Source organism: Vibrio sp. T3Y01 (assembly GCF_013114525.1).
Classification (GTDB): Bacteria; Pseudomonadota; Gammaproteobacteria; order Enterobacterales; family Vibrionaceae; genus Vibrio; species Vibrio chagasii_B.
This window is the reverse complement of sequence record NZ_VTXJ01000005.1, coordinates 116,375-136,133: the sequence shown is the minus strand read 5'-3', so window position 1 is coordinate 136,133 and position 19,759 is coordinate 116,375. Positions and strand designations below refer to the sequence as shown.

Here is a 19,759-nt window from a genome sequence, read left to right as displayed (position 1 = left end):
ACAACTGTGTTGTTCGAGCAATTTATACTTGCTCCATTGTACATAGTAGCGGATGCTCATTTTCCTTTGAGTACATCGTGACTTGCGCTACCTTTGTTTCCGCTATTTCAGCACTGTATGTGCCGCATATAGCTTTACCTTCATAATGAACCTTGAGCATCACTTCCGTTGCTTTTTCGATATCTAGTGAGAAGAATCGCTCTAGGATCTCGATTACAAAGTCCATTGGCGTGTAATCATCGTTATTCAGTACGACGTTATACATTGCCGGTGGCTTTACTTTTGTTGCTTCTTTCTCCAGTAAATCTGAGCCTGGAGATGCCCATTCAAAGTTTCTGCTCATATCGCTTTGCTAAGGGTTATTTTTCGGAAGTGGTGAATGTTTGTGTAACTTAAATTTACCACATTCACGCTTTACGGTGTACTAAGAAACCGCACCGAGAAACAGTACCAAAAAATATTCCTCTATACTGAGCCTAATCCACCATTTCCATCGCTGCAAATAAAAGATCTCGATTCACAGGATTAACATATGTGATTGATTAAAAAGACGCCACAACTATTGACGCTAATCATGCAATAGCCGCTAAGTTACTATTTGGTTAATAGTTTGTGAGCAATCTCGAATGTGATTTGTTATTAAAATTGATCACTTTTATACCAATTTACTATTGACTGTGCTCAATCATTAGCTACATTGGAGCTAAAAGGTTTTTCTAATACAGTTTCATAACACGCTTGAAAATTTAACAATAAGGAATAATTACGCAGGGTAGCGTTAATTTCCGTAAGCAATGTCAGAGATTCAAGCTACCAACTGAACATCTTTGGTTGGTAGAAATGATGTCAATCGAACTTACATTGATTTGATATAAACAACGTTAGTAACAAAATGCATGAGGGATGTATAGCATGGCTACAGGTACAGTAAAATGGTTTAACAATGCCAAAGGGTTTGGCTTTATTTGTCCAGAAGGTGAAGAAGGCGATATCTTTGCGCACTACTCCACAATACAAATGGAAGGTTACAGAACCTTAAAGGCTGGTCAGCAGGTCGACTATGAAGTAGAAAGTGGACCTAAAGGCTCGCACGCAAGCTCCGTTGTTCCTGTAGAAGGCAGTGCCAGTAAATAGGCAAAGCTGCCATATCGTGTTGACCTAAATAGCACTATTTGAAAGTTAACAGATTATGAAAACCGCTCCTTTGATACCTGTATGCAGAGTTCAATGAGCGGTTTTTTTGATCTTGGGCGAAACATATGTTCTCCGTAGAGGCAGTTTGATACCAGGATCGACATTGAAACGGCAGAAACAAAAAAGACGCTTTAACGGTTACGTTAAAGCGTCTTTTATTATGTCGTCTGTAAGCGCTTTAGAAAACACTCACATAGAAAGGCTGCGTCCTAAGCGTCGATAAATGCGTTTAATGTAGCACTTGGGCGCATCAATGCTGAAACTAGTGCATCATCAAATAGGTAGTAACCACCTAAATCGCCAGCAACACCTTGTGCGTTATTTAGCTCAGCTACAATTGCTTCTTCGCTTTCAGCTAGCTGGCTTGCCACTGCAGCAAATTCAGCTGCAAGGTCAGCATCAGCAGTTTGCTCTGCAAGTGCTTTAGCCCAGTATGCCGCTAGGTAGTAGTGGCTACCACGGTTATCAAGCTCACCTACTCGACGTGATGGTGACTTGTTGTTATCTAGGAATTCACCTGTCGCTTTATCAAGCGCATCAGCAAGAACTTGAGCCTTAGCGTTACCTGTAACCACACTTAGGTGCTCTAGAGATGCAGCTAGTGCCAAGAACTCACCAAGAGAATCCCAACGCAAGTGGTTTTCTTTCTCTACTTGCTGAACGTGCTTAGGAGCAGAACCGCCAGCGCCTGTTTCAAATAGACCACCACCGTTCATTAGTGGAACGATTGATAGCATTTTAGCCGACGTGCCAAGCTCTAGGATTGGGAACAGGTCAGTTAGGTAATCACGCAGTACGTTACCAGTTACCGAAATCGTATCTAGACCTTCTTTAATACGAACTAGAGAGAACTTGGTCGCTTCCAGTGGAGAAAGAATCTTCAGCTCTAGACCATCTGTATCATGTTCAGGTAGGTAAGCATTCACTTTCTTAATAAGCTCTGCATCGTGTGCGCGAGACTCATCTAGCCAAAATACCGCAGGAGTATCTGAAGCACGAGCACGTGTTACAGCAAGCTTAACCCAATCTTGGATTGGCGCATCTTTCACCTGACACATACGGAAGATGTCGCCTTCTTCTACATCTTGCTCAAGAAGCACAGAACCTGAAGCATCAACGACTTGAACCTGACCAGCAGCTTCTAGAATGAATGTCTTATCATGAGAACCGTACTCTTCTGCTTTTTGAGCCATTAGACCAACGTTTGGTACGCTACCCATAGTTGTTGGGTCGAAAGCACCGTTCTCTTTACAGAAATCAATTACCGCTTGGTAGATGCTCGCGTAGCTACGATCTGGGATCATTGCTTTGGTATCTTTTTGCTTACCTTCTGGATCCCACATTTGGCCAGAAGAACGCAGCATTGCAGGCATAGATGCGTCAACAATGATGTCACTTGGTACGTGTAGGTTGGTAATACCACGGTCTGAATCTACCATCGCAAGTGGTGGCTGAGTTTCGTATACCGCTTGTAAGTCAGCTTCGATTGCCGATTTTTGATCTTGAGGCAGTGACGCGATCTTCGCGTATACATCACCGATGCCATTATTAACATCGACACCTAGCTCTTCGAAAAGCTGACCGTGCTTAGCAAAAACGTCTTTGTAGTAAACCTTAACCGCATGACCAAAGATCACAGGGTCAGATACTTTCATCATGGTTGCCTTCATGTGTAGAGAAAGCAGCACACCTTGCTCTTTCGCTGACGCGATTTCTTTTTCAAAAAACGCGACTAGAGCGGCTTTGTTCATTACTGATGAATCGATGATTTCTTTATCTTGCAGTGCAAATGCTGGCTTCAATGTTTTCTTAGCGCCATCTTTACCTACAAACTCGATACTTACTTCAGTCGCACCATCAATTGTTGTCGATTTTTCGCTGCCGAAGAAGTCTTTATCTTCCATGCTTGCAACATGCGACTTAGAGTCTGCTGACCAAGCACCCATTGAGTGTGGGTTTTTCTTCGCGTAGTTTTTAACTGACAGAGGTGCACGACGATCTGAGTTACCTTCACGCAATACTGGGTTTACTGCACTACCCTTGATCTTATCGTAAGTCGCTTTTACTGCTTTCTCTTCGTCAGTGTTTGCTTCTTCTGGGTAGTTTGGAAGTGCGTAACCTTTTGATTGTAGCTCTTTGATTGTTGCTTGTAGTTGAGGTACAGACGCAGAAATGTTTGGAAGCTTGATGATGTTCGCTTCTGGTGTCTTAGCCAATTCACCTAGCTCTGCTAATGCATCACCAATACGTTGCTCTTCGTTCAAGTAGTCAGGGAAGTTGGCAATAATGCGCCCTGCAAGTGAAATGTCGCGAGTATCAACGTCAATACCTGAAGAAGCTGTAAAAGATTGAATGATTGGCAGCAGAGAGTATGTTGCTAATGCCGGAGCTTCGTCTGTAATGGTATAGATGATAGTTGGTTTTTCAGTAGGCATGAAATTTCCCTATAGTTCTTACAAGCTCACATGAATAGTGAGAATGTTATAAATTGACCAGTAAGCGACTCTGAGAGTGGAAACTGCTTACTCGATAGTCGTACTCTATCTTATTTTTCATGCAATCTAATGACAGCATGAACCAAATCCGTGAGTGCGTTGTTATAATAAAACACGTTGGTATAATTAAACAAATCAGGCTCAAGAGTCCATAAACTTGTTCTATTTTGTGTCTTTTAGGCGCGCAAATGATAGCTCAATTCCGTTTCAGTGAAAACTTTTCAGCACACTTCGTTTACATTTTTGCAAGGTAGTTAACATGTCTACTCGCTCACGCAGCGCATCTCGTTCAGACAAACCCGCTCGTTCTGGCGCCACATTAAAACAAAGTGGCAACAGACAAGGCCGAAACAATGATAGAAATAACACTGGCAATTCGCACAAGAAATCGCACTCAAGTAAACACAGATATAAAGCGAAACCGGCGAACACAAAACCTAAAATTGCACTCGAAGATCGCAAAGTCATTTTGTTCAACAAGCCATTCGATACTCTAAGTCAGTTCACTGATGGTGAAGGTAGAAAGACGCTCGCCGACTTTATTCCAGTAAAAGACGTTTATGCTGCCGGACGACTTGATCGTGACAGTGAAGGGTTAATGGTTTTAACCAATGACGGTATCTTTCAGGCCAAGCTAACTCAACCAAACTCAAAATCACCAAAGACTTACTGGGCGCAAGTTGAAGGCGCACCTTCTGAGGAAGATTTAGATAAATTGAGAAAAGGCGTCGAACTCAAAGATGGTATGACACTACCAGCAAAGGTTGAGTTAATGACGGAGCCAGAAGTGTGGGACAGAAACCCACCGGTAAGATTCAGAGCTGCAATACCAACGACCTGGTTAGCGATTACTATCATCGAAGGACGTAACCGTCAGGTAAGACGAATGACGGCAAACATCGGCTTCCCTACTCTACGCCTTATTCGCTATTCTATGGGCGACATGAACCTAGGTCAGCTTCAGCCTGGCGAGTGGAAAGAGATTTAAGATACGACTAGATGGAAGTGAAAAAGCGAGGTGTCTATTATAAAAGAACACCTCGCCCTAAAAACTTTTGGTCTTATTTTTGGTCAATCAACCATTTTTGAAATGCTTTACGCTCTTCTTCACTGGCTCTTGAATACCAAAGCTTAAGTTGAAGTGTATTTTCAGACTCTTGAACCGTGCTATCAGCAGCAACAGTCGCGCCAACCACAGCACCAGTTTGAACCGCGGCTAATTCTTCTTTCAATGAGCGAATCTTGCCTGAGTCGAAAACTAAACCTCTTTCTTGATTGTAATCTTTAACCAGCTGAGGAATATCGCTGTACGGAAGTGCGCCTTGAGATGGTGGTAACACTTCTTGCACTACTTTTACGTCATCACCATTTATAGCGATATTGAAAATAGGAAGCTCTCTGTCTACGTTTCTTTCTATCTTTGCGTATTTTCTGCTTACAAGATCAACATCAACATCCGCATTTTCAGGAACATCTACAACCATAATGTAAGGAACTGTACTGATAAATTCGCGCTTGCCTTTATCGCTCAAATACCCTGTGTAATCTAAAACGAGTTGATTTTCACCAGCGGTGAACACAGCGTCTTCCGCACTTTCAACAACCTCGCCGTTCAAAGTATTTAGTGAAATACCAGAAGCTAAATCAAGAGCAGCCGTTGCGTATGGTGCAGAGAATAGGCAGACAAAACTCAAATACCACTTGTTCATGTACGATTCCTTAATTAATAAATGTAAAAAAGCCAGCTAATAGCTGGCTTTTGTATAGCATAGTTAACTACAGATTAGAATGTGTAGTAAACACCAGCGATAACGCCGTCAGCATCTAGAGTTTGTGATGCGTATTCGAAATCAGCAGTTTGGTATTCAGCTAGGAATAGGATGTTGTCACGGAATGCGTAGTCAACACCAACAACTAGGTTAGTAGAATCGATGTCAGAGATCTTAGAAGTACCAGCTGCTGTTGCTAGCTCATCAGTAGTTGCTACTGCGTAAGTAGTGTATAGGCGAACAGCGTCGATTTGGTAAGCAGCTGCGATACCCATAGTCTCACCGTTGCCGTAAGTACCTGCGCCACCAACTTTCTCAAGGCTCCAGTAACCGTAACCTTGGTTACCTTCAAACTGAGCGTAAGTTGCAGCTAGGTATAGGCCGCCGAATTCAGCAGACGCAGAAACACCAGCAAGAGAGTAATCTACGTCTTTAGCAGCGTCACCAGTGATGTAAGAAGCACCGATAGAGAAGTTGCTGAACGCGTAATCAGCAGAGATACCGTAAGTGTTATCAACACCATCTTCAGCTTCTGTGTTGATGTCAGCTACAACTGTGAAACCTTCAACGAATTGACCTTTGAATACAGCACCGTGGCCAGTAGACTCGCGGTGGTGACCACCAGTTGAGCCCATGTAGTTACCTTCGTTTGTGATATCGTCTTTCTGAATAGCGTCTGCAGATTCTGCTAGGTCACCAGTTTCACCGAAAGCCATACCCCAAGTGTCAGTTTTGAAACCCGCTAGAACGTCATCGAACTTCGCGTTGCTGCCGTCAGTTTCGATTTCGAAAGATGCGAATGCTGTGAATGTGTCGTTTAGCTTCTGTTCAGCGTCTAGTTGGATTTTAGCCCAAGTAGAAACGTCAGCTTCTTTTTTAACAGTTGTAGCTAGAGTTTCATCTACTTCAGATTGTTGAAGGTAGATATCTACCTCACCTTTTAGGCCAACTTTAGTATCGTCGTTAGAGTAAATTTCTGCTGCGTTAACAGAAGTTGCTGTAGCTGCGATAGCTAGCGCTAATAGAGTCTTTTTCATAATAAATCCACTGCCTTTTCTAAGAATGGGAGATCCTTGCCCGGTTCCCTTTTATTTATTGTGACTGGTCATTACCACTCTTTGTTGGTTAATCACCGTCACTAAATTTCGAGGTCTAGATTGCAAAAGATTATCCTGCGTGTCAAATAAACTAAAAACAAACCTAAAAAAAACACAAAACATTCAAAATCAAACACTTACATTTTTTTTCATCATTTTACGAGCAGCTTATCCTTAGTTTTATCAGCAAATATAATAATCCAAAAAATGTAACAAATAGAATTTAAAACTAACAGTAAGTCATAAAACAACCCAACAACAGAACTTAACACCTACAAGCCAGTCTTTTTTAATATTTATATTTCGCAAGATAAATAAAATCGTTAAGTTCCTGATGGTTCAGTTTTTTTTTGTGAACGAGATCTACCTTTGATTCAAAAGCAAGCTATTTTGCGGTAAATGTACCGGCTAGTGATATGTGCTACTATCCTCGCTCCGTTACGTAGGTCACAGTATGCTAACTACTAAAATTCAAAATTCTATTCGCACCAGTTATCAAAACCTCCAAGAACAGTTGGATAACTTTGTACCTAGGCGTGCACAAAACTACCTTGTCGCAGAGATTGCGAAGACACTTTGTGGTCAATACCACAAAAGTAATCGTATGATCGTTGCTGAAGCGGGAACCGGAATCGGTAAATCACTGGCTTATTTAATGGCAACGATTCCCGTTGCCGTTTTAAACAACCGAAAAATTGTTATTTCAACCGCAACGGTTGCTCTACAAGAACAGCTTGTAAACAAAGATCTCCCTCTATATAGAAGACTTACTGACAGGGAGTTCTCTTTTATATTGGCGAAAGGTCGACAACGTTATTGCTGTGCGGAAAAGTTGGCAGCCGCCTGCGGGGTTGATGGTGGCCAGATGGCAATGTTCGAATCTAAGCCAAAACAGAAAGATATTGAACAACTGCAAACCATGTATCGCAGCCTTGCTCAAGGCAAATGGGATGGCGACCGAGATTCATGGCCAAAGCCTATCGACAACATGATTTGGCAAATGATTGTCAGTGATAAGCACAGTTGTAACAACAGCATGCCAACTCACAGAGACTGTCCTTTCCAAAAAGCACGTTCAGAGCTAGATAAAGCAGACGTTATCATCGCTAATCACAGTTTAGTGATGGCTGATGCCGATTTAGGTGGCGGCGTGATACTGCCTGAGCCAGAAAATAGCATCTATATCTTCGATGAAGCACACCACTTACCACACGTAGCCCGAGATCACTCTTCTGCTGCTGCGAGCTTAAAGGGTGCCGCTTCTTGGTTAGAGCGTTTGAACCAGTCCATCACTAAGCTTTCAGGCTTAGCGGATGAAAAGCGAGTGGGGCGATTCAGGAATGAATTGCAGGATTCAGTACAACAGCTGATACCAACGCTGACGCAGCTCAGTAAGCAGTTCGATGCTACTCATTTTGAAGATGGGCTTTACCGCTTTGAGCATGGTGACTTGCCAGAATGGTTAGAGAACGAATCTAAAGACCTCAAACAACTTTCTCAGAAAGCGAGCCAGGCAGTCGCTAAAATTGCGGACCTGATTGCAGAACGAGTCAAAGATGGAGAGCTTTCTGCAAAACTCGCAGAGCCAGCACTCGCGGAAATCGGCTTTTATATACAGAGAACCGAGAACCTAGCGCAAGTTTGGCGCCTGATGGCTGAACCAAAACGTGAAAAAGGTGCGCCTTTAGCGCGCTGGTTAGAGCTTAATAAAGAGAGTGAAGGCGATTTTGTTGTCAATGTTTCTCCGCTTGAGGTTGGCTGGCAACTTGACCAGCAAATCTGGAGCCGCTGTGTTGGTGCAGTGCTCGTTTCTGCAACAATGAGAGCACTCAACTCCTTCAGTTTTTTCTGCCATCAAGCCGGTATCAGTCAAAAAGAAGAAGATGGCGTGCAGTTTCTTGCCCTGGCGTCACCGTTTGATTATCAGAATCAAGCGGAGTTAATCGTGCCTGCCATGAAATACGAGCCACAAGCACCTCAATTTACCGAATATCTTATTGAAATTCTGCCTAAGGTAATAGAAGACAACAAAGCCAATCTCGTTCTATTCTCTTCTTACTGGCAAATGAATAAAGTTGCAGAGGCTTTGGCAACAGATTTCGTTAAAAAGTCATGGGCATTGCAGGTACAAGGTGATACTTCACGCGCTGAAATTCTAAAAAAACATAAAAAGCTAATAGACCAAGGAAAAACCAGCGTGCTTTTTGGAACTGGTAGCTTTTCGGAAGGTCTGGATTTACCGGGTGAGCTTCTTGAAAACCTAGTTATTACCAAAATTCCTTTTGGTGTTCCTACGTCACCTGTAGAACAAGCGCATTCAGAATATATTGAATCGCGTGGCGGTAATCCTTTTATGCAGATTACTGTTCCAGAAGCGAGTAAAAAGCTTATTCAATCTGTAGGGCGACTACTGCGTAAAGAGAGAGATTCTGGTAAAGTCACGATCCTTGATCGACGCATAGTCACGAAGCGATATGGCAAGTCCCTACTCGATTCGCTACCGCCTTTTAAAAGAACAATAAAATACTAATTTTTCTGCCTTTGGGTAGTTCTGGGTCAGTCATCGCTTGGCCCCTGCATTCACAATCAAACACGAATAGCCCATCAACTATTCGTGTGGCTGTTCTGACGGCCAATAACGAGAACAACAGCTATTTATGGAAATGATTGAACCAACCATGTTGGTTATACTTGCGCTGGTTGCATTTGCAGCGGGCTTTATTGATGCTGTCGCCGGTGGTGGGGGCATGTTAACGGTCCCTGCATTGTTATCCCTTGGCCTACCGCCACACATCGCACTGGGTACAAATAAGCTTGCAGCCACGTTCGCTTCTTCAACAGCGGCTTTTACTTATTATCGTAAAAAGCTGTTTAAGCCAGAATGTTGGATAAATGCATTTATAGCGACCTTGATCGGCGCAACCATAGGTACCCTAACAGTCGATGCCATTAGCACTCAATGGTTAGAAAAAGTCCTACCGCTGATCATTCTGGCAGCAGCGATCTACACCATTTTCCATAAGACACCGAACGCCAATCACAACGTGTCACCGAAACCTTGTCCGGTACTGAAGAAGAAACAAAAGTACCAAGGCTTCATTCTTGGCTTTTATGATGGCGTTGCTGGCCCGGGAACGGGTGCTTTTTGGACGGTGAGCTCTATGGCTCTGTACCGCCTAAATATCTTGCTTGCATCTGGCCTATCGAAAGCAATGAACTTCACCAGTAACTTCACGTCTTTGGTGACCTTCGCGATTCTTGGTCATATTGACTGGGTATTGGGTTTAACCATGGGTGTTTGCTTAATGGCTGGTGCATTTGTTGGTGCACATTCGGCAATTCGATTTGGTGCTACGTTTATACGACCAGTCTTTGTTACAGTTGTCAGTATACTTGCGATAAAACTGGCTTACGAAGCTTGGTTTGTAAATCTATAGCCACCAGATTACAGGAAGTAAAATGAGTCAATTTTCACAAATAAAAAGTGTCATTGATACCTTACTCGGTCACTGTTCACAGGTTGATAAATCCAGAGGTTCCTATCATCAGGCGCTTTTCGACAAAGCGTTGTTTAAATGTGGCGCCTCGACTCTACTCCCTTACGCACTCGAAACCCAAGCGACCTACCACACCATTATTCGCGAACAGAACACTAACCAACTTTCGGCATCGAGAGCAAACTACTTAACCGAGAAGTTAACTAACCAGATAGCAGCTCTGCAACGCGAGCTAGCCAATCACGATTTGCGCTTAGACAGAAAAAGTAAATCAGGGAAAACCTTGAACGATTTGTATAATGACTTGGCTCAGCACCAAGACTGGCAAAGACGTTTGGTTGATTTGGTTAAACGACGCAAGTTAGCGCTGGACTCCGCACCTGGTCATAGCAAAGCACAAGCAGAAAACGCTTGGATGTTAGCGAAAGAGCGTTTAGAGCGCTGTGAAGACTCGATGAAGAACATCGAAAGACTGATTAACATAGAGAACCCAAAGCGAAATGAGCACTGATAACCCATCATCACCATTGGACGACGCACCTGAAGAAGTTAAGTTAGCTGTCGACTTGATCTACCTACTCGAAAGTAACAAGATCGACCCAAAGGTTGCGTTAGAGGCAATTAAGATTGTCCAACAAGATTTACAAGCCAAACTAGCATCTAGCATCTAGCATCTAGCATCTAGCATCTAGCATCTAGCATCTAGCATCAAAACATACAGGATTCACATGTACCAACTTAGCTTTTCTATGCCCGAGTTTCTTGAAAATTACTGGCATAAGAAACCAACCATCTTAAAAGGTGGCTTCCAAAACTTCGTCGACCCAATTTCGCCGGAAGAACTTGCTGGTTTATCGATGGAAGAAGAAGTGGATTCTCGCTTTGTTTCTAACCTCAACAACCAATGGACAGCAGAGCACGGCCCATTCGCCGAAGAAAAATTTGGCGAATTAGAAGAAACTCACTGGCAGTTGATCGTTCAAGCAGCAAACCATTGGCATCAAGGTGCCAATGAGCTGACGAAAGCGTTCCAACAATTACCAAACTGGTTATTCGATGATCTGATGATTTGCTACTCAGCACCTGAAGGTGGTGTTGGCCCGCATATTGATCAATATGACGTATTCATCATTCAAGGCCAAGGTAAGCGTCAATGGAAAGTAGGCGCAAAAGATATCGGTCAATATAAAGAGACCGTCCAAGCCTCTGCTCTACGCCAAATCGAAGGCTTTGAGCCAATCATTGATGAAACCCTAGAACCAGGCGATATCCTTTATATCCCGCCAGGCTTCCCACACGAAGGCAATACGCTAGAGCCATCAATGAGCTACTCCATTGGCTACCGCTCTCCTAAAGAGCAAGAGCTAATCAGTAACTTTGCCGATTTTGTACTTGCTCATGATATGGGTGATATTCACTTGCATGATCCTGAGTTCAAAACGCAGGACGGCTACGGCAAGATTCGTTCGTCAGATTTGAGTAACCTGACTGATATGCTCAAATCAGCCCTTGAACAACCAGAAACGGTTAGCGACTTCATGGGTTGCTTACTGAGCCAATCTCGCCACCAGCTTGATATCGTTGCGCCAGAGCCACTATGGACTCAAGAAGAGATTGCCCAACACCTAGGGTCAGAAGGTGAAATCCACCGAGTATCAGGCTTAAAAGCGCTCTACCACGAAGATCAAAGCAACACAGCTTACATCAATGGCGAAGTGGTTAAGGTTGATGAAGCAGACTCGTCATTACTCAATACACTGTGCGATGAGACCGTGATTACCTCGGCTACTGCCCTATCACCTTCGGGCGTAACGGTCGTGACTGAATTGGTTAACAAAGGCTATTGGTTCATCGAAGAGTAAGCAGCGTCAGACGCTAGTTATTAACCTACTTTTCAAGAAACAACTAAAAAAGGGACAAATGAAATATTCATTTGTCCCTTTTTCTATCCAATAATTGTTTAAGGTTTAGACCTTGAACTGATTAACCAATTTCTGTTGCTGCTGAGATAGCTGATCAATTTCATTACCCACTTGTTCAGAAGCTGCCGCTTGTTCCAAGATCTTCGCACTCAAGTCGCGAATATTAACCACACTCTGATTCACTTCACCGGAAACCGATTGTTGCTCTTCTGCTGCTCTTACGATCTGATTGTTCATGTCACTGATCGCCTCAATTGAAGTAAAGATCGAGCCGAGATCCTCCACTGCATTTTGAACATGCAGCGCTGTATCGTTGGCAAGAATATTACCCTCTTGGATCGCCTCAACAACATCTTGTGTACCAGCATGGACCTTATCGATCACCGCTCTGATCTCACCAACGGATGATTGTGTGCGGCTTGCTAGGTTTCTCACCTCGTCTGCAACGACCGCAAAACCACGACCTTGCTCACCGGCACGAGCCGCCTCAATCGCCGCATTCAATGCTAACAAGTTAGTCTGTTCGGAGATCCCCTCGATAACACTTAAAATCTCGGTGATATTACCGTTGTTCTTCGCTAGCTCTTCAACAATAGGCACGGCGCTCGACATGCGTTCCACCAGCTTTCTCATTTCACCAGCGGAAAGCTCGATAACTTGCTGCCCTTGCTGAGCTGAACGATTTGCCTCACAAGCTGCGTCTACCGCAACTTCTGCATTTTGTACCACTAAGCCCGCAGTTTGAGTCATCTCTTCTGCTGCTGTTGCTACCAGATCCACTTCTTTAAATTGAGACTCGCTGCTTTCACGAGTACTTGATGCAGATGCCTTCGCTTGACTGGTCGTGTTTGCCACTTGTTCTGTGGTTTGAATGACTTCTTTGATCGTGTGTTGCAGCTTATCTAGGAACAGGTTAAATCCTTTTGACAACTGACCGATTTCATCTTGAGACTTCACTTCCAAGCGCTGCGTCAAATCACCTTCACCTGAAGCGATGTCATTCAACCTTTCCACAACCTGACGAATCGGCTTCACAATAGACAACGAGGCAAACGCGATAATGGCTAAGCCAAAGATAATAAATACCGTACCGGCAATGACTTCTGTTTTGATGCCTTCACTTAGCTTAGTGCTAATGATGGAATCCAATTTATTTGCATCAGCGACGACACTGTCTCTTGGGATCTCAAACAACACACCCCACGTTTGGTTAGCAGCAACAACAGGTGCAAACGCAAGTAACCATTCACCGTTCTCACTCCACTGCGTTGTTACTTCACCGCCGAAGATAAAGTCGGTCATTAGGTCACTGTTGGTATTATCACTTTGGAAATTCGAACCAACTGCAATGCTTGAATCGTCAGAAGCGATAACTGAGCCGTCTAGGCTAACCACGTAAGCTTTTCCTGCACCGTTAAACAAACTCTGGTCAGATTGAGTAATCACACTGGTTAAGCCATCGAGTCTCAAATCGATACCAAGAAAACCAATCGCAACATCGTCGACTAAAATTGGAACTGAAATAGAGGACGTCAATAATGCTGTACCGCCGCTGTTCACTACTCGTGGGGTGCTGATACAGGTTTGCCCTGAAGATAGCGGGCAGTAAAAACGTTCGCTATTGCTGTTGTCATTCAATGTTGATTCCGAAAGCACGTTCGAGAGAACATTCTCACCATTATCCGCTACCTTCCAGTAAGGAGCGAAACGTCCTTTCTCGTTAGAACCTACATAATCGGCATCGACATAGTTCGCATCTTCACTATCAAGTAAGTCAGGTTTGAATACGAGATAAGCACCTTGAATTGAATCGAAGTTTAAAACTGAACGACGCACCATTTCGTCTAATGCAGTACGAAGCTCTTCACTCGGTGTAAAGTTTTCATCTGCATTGTTCTTTAGAAACTGAGCACTGGCCGCAAGCATCTCAGCGCGATAAATCGCTTCGTCAACATAGCGTTGAGTTTCTTGGGCATTAAGCTGAGAAACAGATGCCAACAACTGTTGAGTTTTATTGATCACTGATTCTGAGCTTTGAGATTTGATGACTTGTTGATTGCTCGTCGCGTTGTAGATCGAGAAACCAATAAGAGACAGTGACGTAATGATTAAACAACAACCCGCTAATAGAGTTATTTTCCACTGTACCGATAGAGAACGCATTTAATATCCTTATTTAAGCCAAAAGACTTCCATAACCATAACTATCACATCGACAACGAATGGCTGTACACAATGTAGATAAGTTAGACGAATAGCTTAGCGGATGATTACATCACAAATTGCTAACATATAAAACGAAAGTTCACGCAAATATTAACAGTTCATGCTTTTTGTCTATCGCTTCTGTGACTGAGAGAGCTATTAACTTCCGATACTTAGCTTCATCTTTGTCGTTCTAAAAATATGACGTATGACTTGCGTCCTTTCTCAAGGCGATAAGAACACTTTGCAGCTCCCCTACCGGAATTGAAAAATGCCTTTTCATCTCGCTCCGCTATAAAAGCAAGCTTGTTATTATGCTATTGAATCTTTTTTGATAACGACGGAGATAGATGATGAACGCGAGTTGGGCCAATTTCTTTCCATACTTTGCAGGGGCTTTTAAGCTGATTGTATTGGCTATCGGTGGCTACCTAGCGATCAAGTGGCACTTTGATGAAGACAAGAGGTTAAGAGAACAAGAGGGCGAAGTATTTAACACACTAAGTTTGAAGAAAAAGTTAGTGACTGCACTTGTAATAACAATTGTTGTGACCTGTTTAATAACGCTTGTCGTGTACGCGACAGACTGGCTACTCTATTAATCTTGGGTATTGATACAAAGATATCTGTCGTTTCATAAACCTGCTATACGATTTAGATTATTGAGCGCACCACCACCTCAGGTAATCAAAACCTTGTTCAATCACTCATAATATTTCAATAGCTTCCTCCTGCAACACTTACTCGTTTCACATAGATTAAGGATTAGTTTTTCTAATCCATACCATAGATTTTTATCTTGATCGACTTCACACTTTTTGATTGCTAATTCGGCAATCAAACTCTAATATCTCGCGCCTAGATTCCCTGATCGCTTTATTCAATTGGCTCTCCCTAATGGAGCGCTAAGGCTTTTTACGTTTTTAATTTTTGGAGAGATACGCAAATGTCCGCCTCGTTTCCATTAGCGAAACTTACCTTTTTAATCGCTATTCTGACAGCCGTAGGTCAAATGACTCAAACGATGTACGTGCCTTCTATCGGTCATATGGCAGGTGAGTTCTTGGTTTCTGCGTCTTCACTTCAAGCAGTGATGGCGTGTTACCTGATCCCTTATGGTTTGTCGCAATTTGTATATGGTCCGCTTTCTGATCGTCTCGGTCGTAAACCAATCATCGTCGCAGGCTTAGTTATCTATATCCTAGGTACCTTGGTAGCCTTATTTGCTCATGAATACGAATGGTTCTTGGTGGGTAGCTTTATTCAAGGCTTGGGCATTGGTTGTGGCGGTGCAATGTCTCGTACATTGACTCGCGATTGTTTTGAGGGCGCTGAGTTACACCGTGCAAACAGCTTAATCAGCATGTGTGTGATCTTCTCCCCATTAATGGCACCTGTATTGGGCGGTTACCTAACAGAAGCTTTTGGCTGGCGTTCTAGCTACTTGTTTCTAGCACTGTTTGGTATCGCTGTAGTGATCACCATGATGACCAGCATGATGGAAACATTGCCAAAAGAGCGACGCAAAAATGAATCAGTCGTCAACAGCTACAAGTTTGTTCTGTCTGACAAACGCTTCCAAGGCTTCTTGCTGGTACTAGTGGCAACATTTGCGGGCGTAGCAGTGTTTGAGGCAGCAGCTGGCGTATTGCTGGGCGGTGTACTTGGCTTGCCGGCAACCACCGTGAGTTTGCTGTTTGTGTTACCGATTCCGGGTTACCTCGTGGGTGCAGGTCTATCGAGTTACATCGCGCAACGTAGCTCTGAGCGCCGAGCACTGAATGTTGGTCTAGTATCGATCTTAGTTGGCTCAGCTGTGGTGCTTATCCCGGGTCTGTTTGGTCAAACAACCGCATTAACTTTGATTGGCGGTGCAACCATTTACTTCTTGGGCGCTGGTATCTTATTTCCAGCCGCGACAACGGGAGCACTTTCGCCATTCCCATATCACGCAGGTACGGGAGGTGCGATCTTAGGTGGTATGCAGAATCTGGGTGCCGGTATTGCTACACTGTTGGCATCGTTCTTCCCAGCTCAAGATCAACTGCCACTGGGTTGCTTGATGATTACCATGTCACTTATCGCTATGCTTGGTTTACGTTGGGTTAATCGTAAGCCTGACCACTCAAACGAAATGCCATTGGCTATCTAGAGTAAAACGCAACTCCTACCTTACAAATAGAGGGACATGCTGAAAGGCGTGTCCCTTTTTTATTACCCGTTTACCCTTACATGATGTCTACCACTAATTTCATCAAACATTACTTTGATTTTTTTAAAACAATAACAGACACTTACGATGAAAGTGCATATCCAGAATCCAATTATAAATAATATCACTGGAAGGAAACTAACCACTAAAGGATGCTGGCAATAAAACGAGTAAGGTGCACACTAAGGATATACAGATGCGTTTCGCTTTAACCACATTAGCCGTATCGGTGGCGCTTGTCGCCGGATGCAGCAATCAAGGAATAATAACCATGAACCACTACTCTCCATCGCAACTCGTCGCTCAACAAACCCAAGCTCCCGTTGCTAAGAAAGTCCCTCATTCAATGACGACTCATGGTGACACACGAATTGATGATTATTATTGGATGCGTGATGATGAACGCCAAGATCCGGAGATCTTGCAGCACCTCGAGCAAGAGAACCAGTATGCCGAGACTGTGCTGAAACATACAGAAGCATCTCAAGAACAATTATTTGAAGAGATCAAAGGCCGAATCGCGAAAGACGACAATTCGGTACCAGTTCGTAAAGGTAGCTATTACTACTCAAATAAAGTCACAGGTGACAACGAGTACCCAGTTCATTTGCGCGAAAAACACTTTTTAGGAATAGACAAACAAGTCATCTTAGACGTTAACGAACTCGCCAAAGAGCATGAATTTTTCAGTATTGGTGGTCTATCTGTCAGCCCGAACGAAAATATGTTGGCCTATGGCGAAGATACTCTGAGCCGCCGTATTTACACCATTAAGATTAAAGACCTCACAACCGGTGAATACCTAAACGATGAAATTGAAGGTGCTTCGAGCGCTATCGCATGGCAAAACGACAACCAAGCCTTCTACTACATCAAGAAAGATCCACAAACTTTACTCGGCTATCAAGTTTACCGCCACGTATTGGGTACACCTCAAACAAGCGATGAGCTGGTCTACGAAGAAGCTGACAGCGCTTACTACACCAGCATCAGTAAGAGTAAAGATGGCGAGCAGGTATACATTTGGCACTCGAGCACTGAAACCAGTGGTGTTTCAATTATTGATGCCAATAACCCAAATGCAAAAGCCGAAGCCTTCTACCCAAGAGAAACGGGTATTGAGTACAGCATCGCCAAGCTAGAGGATTGGTATTACATCTACACCAACTACCAAGCGGTCAACTTCCGTTTGATGAAAACAACGGCTGAAGACATGCATGACCGTTCAAAATGGGTCGATGTCATTCCGGCTGACGACAACGTACAGCTTGTCGATTTTGAGCTATTTAATGATCATCTGGTTTACGAGCAGCGTTCAAATGGCTTGTCTACAGTGAAGGTTCGTCAACTCTCTACAGGCAAAGAATTTCCACTTGAGTTCAACGACACCGCTTTTGCTGCCTACCTAACAAGTAACTATGAGTTAGATAACTCTAAAGTTCGAGTCTATTACAGCAGCCTAACAACTCCTGGCACTTACTATGATTTCGACCTTAATACAGGTGAATCAGAGATCATGAAACAAACGCCGGTATTAGGTGATTTCGATGCTGATAATTACCAATCAGAGCGAATCATGATCACGGCTCGCGATGGTAAGCAAGTACCAGTCTCTTTGGTTTATCGCAAAGATCTATTCAAGAAAGACGGTACTAACCCTCTCTACCAATATGCCTACGGATCTTACGGGCACACAATCGAACCAACTTTTAGCTCAGCTCGTCTGAGCCTACTTGATCGCGGATTCGTTTATGCTATCGCGCATATTCGAGGTTCAGAGATGTTGGGACGTCCTTGGTATGAAGATGGCAAAAAGCTGACTAAACAAAACACGTTCAATGACTTCATCGATGTCACTAAAGGCCTAGTTGAAGAAGGTTATGGCGCGAAAGATAAAGTGTTCGCAGTGGGCGGTTCGGCTGGCGGTCTATTGATGGGCGCAATCATCAATCAAGCACCTGAGTTATATCGAGGCATTGGCGCTCATGTTCCATTTGTTGACGTGGTAACGACCATGCTTGATGAATCAATTCCTCTTACAACCAACGAATACGACGAATGGGGTAACCCTAACAATAAAACCTATTACGATTACATGTTGAGTTACTCGCCATACGACAACGTCAAAGCTCAAAACTACCCGAACATGTTAGTGACAACCGGTCTGCATGATTCGCAAGTACAATACTTTGAACCTATGAAGTGGGTAGCGAAGTTGCGTGAGATGAAAACAGACAGCAATGTACTTGTGTTCAAAACCGACATGGAAGCAGGTCACGGTGGTGCATCAGGTCGATTTAAACGATTAAAAGAAGACGCACTGGAATACGCATTCTTTTTAGATTTGCTCAAGACTCAATAGATTCAACGCAAGTACCCACGTCGTTTTATGTCGCCATTTTGTCTCTACAAATGGCGACATACATTATTAAGCATGGTTAAATACGATTAACTATGAAACTCACCAAATCAAATAATCTTTGCTGCACTATAGGCAAAGGTTTACGAGAGGTATAAAAATAAATGAAAGTAATTAGCTTCAACATCAATGGCCTAAGAGCTCGCCTTCACCAACTGCAAGCGGTTATCGACAAACACCAACCTGACGTGATTGGTTTACAAGAGATCAAAGTGCACGACGAGGCCTTCCCAATTGCTGATGTTGAAGCAATGGGCTACAAGGTTTACTTCCACGGGCAAAAAGCACACTACGGTGTTGCTATGCTGTGTAAGCAAGAACCTATCTCTGTACAGAAAGGTTTCCCAACAGACAATGAAGACCATCAAAAACGTATGATCATGGCGACGTTTGAAGATGAAAATGGCGAAAAGGTTACTGTGCTAAATGGCTACTTCCCTCAAGGGGACAACATCAAGCATGAAACCAAATACCCATACAAGCGTGAGTTCTACAAAGACTTGATGACCTACCTGAACGACTATCACAACAAAGATGAGCAGATCATCGTGATGGGTGACATCAATATCAGCCCTATCGATGCAGACATCGGTATCGGCGAGCCAAATGCAAAACGTTGGTTGAAAACGGGCAAGTGTTCATTCCAGCCTGAAGAGCGTGAATGGCTAAAAACATTGATGGATTGGGGCTTCGTAGATACGTTCCGTCAACTACACCCAGAAGTCACAGATCAATACTCATGGTTTGATTACCGTTCAAAAGGTTTCGTGGATAACCGCGGCCTGCGTATTGACGTTGTACTAGCAACTCAGAAACTTGCTGATAAGTGTACGGAAGCAGGCATCGACTACGAACTGCGCGGTATAGAAAAACCATCAGATCACGCGCCAATTTGGTCGACGTTTAAATAAAAAAATCAGGGAGCATTTGCTCCCTGATTATTTCCCGA

General features: G+C 43.5%; 16 protein-coding genes. 11 read left to right on the top strand and 5 right to left on the bottom strand.

Annotated elements, in window-relative coordinates; translation table 11 throughout:
* Positions 1 to 22: 22 nt before the first annotated feature.
* Positions 23 to 343: an ATP-dependent Clp protease adapter ClpS gene (gene clpS / locus F0232_RS07480; protein WP_004737430.1), complete on the bottom strand. Its 321-nt coding sequence runs from the start codon at positions 341 to 343 to the stop codon at positions 23 to 25.
* 569 nt (positions 344 to 912) lie between these two features.
* Here clpS and cspD point away from each other — a divergent pair.
* Positions 913 to 1,134, top strand: a complete 222-nt coding sequence (gene cspD, locus F0232_RS07475; protein ID WP_004737429.1) for a cold shock domain-containing protein CspD — start codon at positions 913 to 915, stop codon at positions 1,132 to 1,134.
* Positions 1,135 to 1,403: 269 nt separating this feature from the next.
* Here the strand turns inward: cspD and F0232_RS07470 are convergent, their stop codons facing one another.
* Positions 1,404 to 3,629, bottom strand: coding sequence for an NADP-dependent isocitrate dehydrogenase (locus tag F0232_RS07470; RefSeq protein WP_105057385.1), 2,226 nt, complete (start codon positions 3,627 to 3,629; stop codon positions 1,404 to 1,406).
* 319 nt (positions 3,630 to 3,948) lie between these two features.
* Here F0232_RS07470 and F0232_RS07465 point away from each other — a divergent pair, with 319 nt between their 5' ends.
* On the top strand, positions 3,949 to 4,677 hold the full coding sequence (locus tag F0232_RS07465; protein WP_061034211.1) for a pseudouridine synthase: 729 nt from the start codon (positions 3,949 to 3,951) through the stop codon (positions 4,675 to 4,677).
* Positions 4,678 to 4,750: 73 nt separating this feature from the next.
* Here F0232_RS07465 and F0232_RS07460 read toward each other — a convergent pair whose 3' ends face one another.
* Entirely contained in the window at positions 4,751 to 5,398 is a 648-nt protein-coding gene (locus F0232_RS07460) for a DUF2057 family protein (protein ID WP_061034210.1), read from the bottom strand.
* Between the two features lie 74 nt (positions 5,399 to 5,472).
* Positions 5,473 to 6,495, bottom strand: coding sequence for a porin (locus tag F0232_RS07455; protein WP_061034209.1), 1,023 nt, complete (start codon positions 6,493 to 6,495; stop codon positions 5,473 to 5,475).
* Between the two features lie 514 nt (positions 6,496 to 7,009).
* On the opposite strand from F0232_RS07455, the gene dinG reads away from it, so the two are divergent.
* The 5 genes from dinG to F0232_RS07430 all read left to right on the top strand — a co-directional run bounded on the left by dinG (position 7,010) and on the right by F0232_RS07430 (position 11,914).
* The gene (dinG, locus tag F0232_RS07450) at positions 7,010 to 9,085 is read left to right on the top strand and encodes an ATP-dependent DNA helicase DinG (protein WP_105057386.1); all 2,076 of its coding nucleotides are present in this window, start codon (positions 7,010 to 7,012) and stop codon (positions 9,083 to 9,085) included.
* Between the two features lie 127 nt (positions 9,086 to 9,212).
* Complete coding sequence (locus tag F0232_RS07445) at positions 9,213 to 9,992, top strand: TSUP family transporter (RefSeq protein ID WP_004737423.1); 780 nt, start codon at positions 9,213 to 9,215, stop codon at positions 9,990 to 9,992.
* A gap of 22 nt (positions 9,993 to 10,014) precedes the next feature.
* Positions 10,015 to 10,563, top strand: coding sequence for a primosomal replication protein (locus tag F0232_RS07440; protein WP_105057387.1), 549 nt, complete (start codon positions 10,015 to 10,017; stop codon positions 10,561 to 10,563).
* On the top strand, positions 10,553 to 10,723 hold the full coding sequence (gene rsmS, locus F0232_RS07435) for a pleiotropic regulatory protein RsmS (protein ID WP_105057388.1): 171 nt from the start codon (positions 10,553 to 10,555) through the stop codon (positions 10,721 to 10,723). The genes F0232_RS07440 and rsmS overlap by 11 nt, the downstream gene beginning before the upstream one ends.
* A 57-nt stretch (positions 10,724 to 10,780) precedes the next feature.
* The gene (locus F0232_RS07430) at positions 10,781 to 11,914 is read left to right on the top strand and encodes a cupin domain-containing protein (RefSeq protein ID WP_105057389.1); all 1,134 of its coding nucleotides are present in this window, start codon (positions 10,781 to 10,783) and stop codon (positions 11,912 to 11,914) included.
* A 105-nt stretch (positions 11,915 to 12,019) separates the two neighbouring features.
* Here the strand turns inward: F0232_RS07430 and F0232_RS07425 are convergent, their stop codons facing one another.
* On the bottom strand, positions 12,020 to 14,137 hold the full coding sequence (locus F0232_RS07425) for a methyl-accepting chemotaxis protein (protein ID WP_105057390.1): 2,118 nt from the start codon (positions 14,135 to 14,137) through the stop codon (positions 12,020 to 12,022).
* Between the two features lie 392 nt (positions 14,138 to 14,529).
* Between F0232_RS07425 and F0232_RS07420 the strand changes: the two genes are divergently transcribed.
* The 4 genes from F0232_RS07420 (at position 14,530) to xthA (ending at position 19,721) form a co-directional block, all read left to right on the top strand.
* Entirely contained in the window at positions 14,530 to 14,781 is a 252-nt protein-coding gene (locus F0232_RS07420; RefSeq protein ID WP_231891815.1) for a hypothetical protein, read from the top strand.
* Positions 14,782 to 15,125: 344 nt separating this feature from the next.
* Positions 15,126 to 16,331, top strand: coding sequence for a multidrug efflux MFS transporter EmrD (gene emrD, locus F0232_RS07415; RefSeq protein ID WP_105057391.1), 1,206 nt, complete (start codon positions 15,126 to 15,128; stop codon positions 16,329 to 16,331).
* A gap of 331 nt (positions 16,332 to 16,662) precedes the next feature.
* Positions 16,663 to 18,753 carry a S9 family peptidase gene (locus F0232_RS07410; protein WP_171750738.1) on the top strand — a complete coding sequence of 697 codons (2,091 nt, stop codon included), beginning with the start codon at positions 16,663 to 16,665 and terminating at the stop codon, positions 18,751 to 18,753.
* Positions 18,754 to 18,914: 161 nt separating this feature from the next.
* On the top strand, positions 18,915 to 19,721 hold the full coding sequence (gene xthA, locus F0232_RS07405; protein ID WP_102425973.1) for an exodeoxyribonuclease III: 807 nt from the start codon (positions 18,915 to 18,917) through the stop codon (positions 19,719 to 19,721).
* Positions 19,722 to 19,759 lie beyond the last annotated feature (38 nt).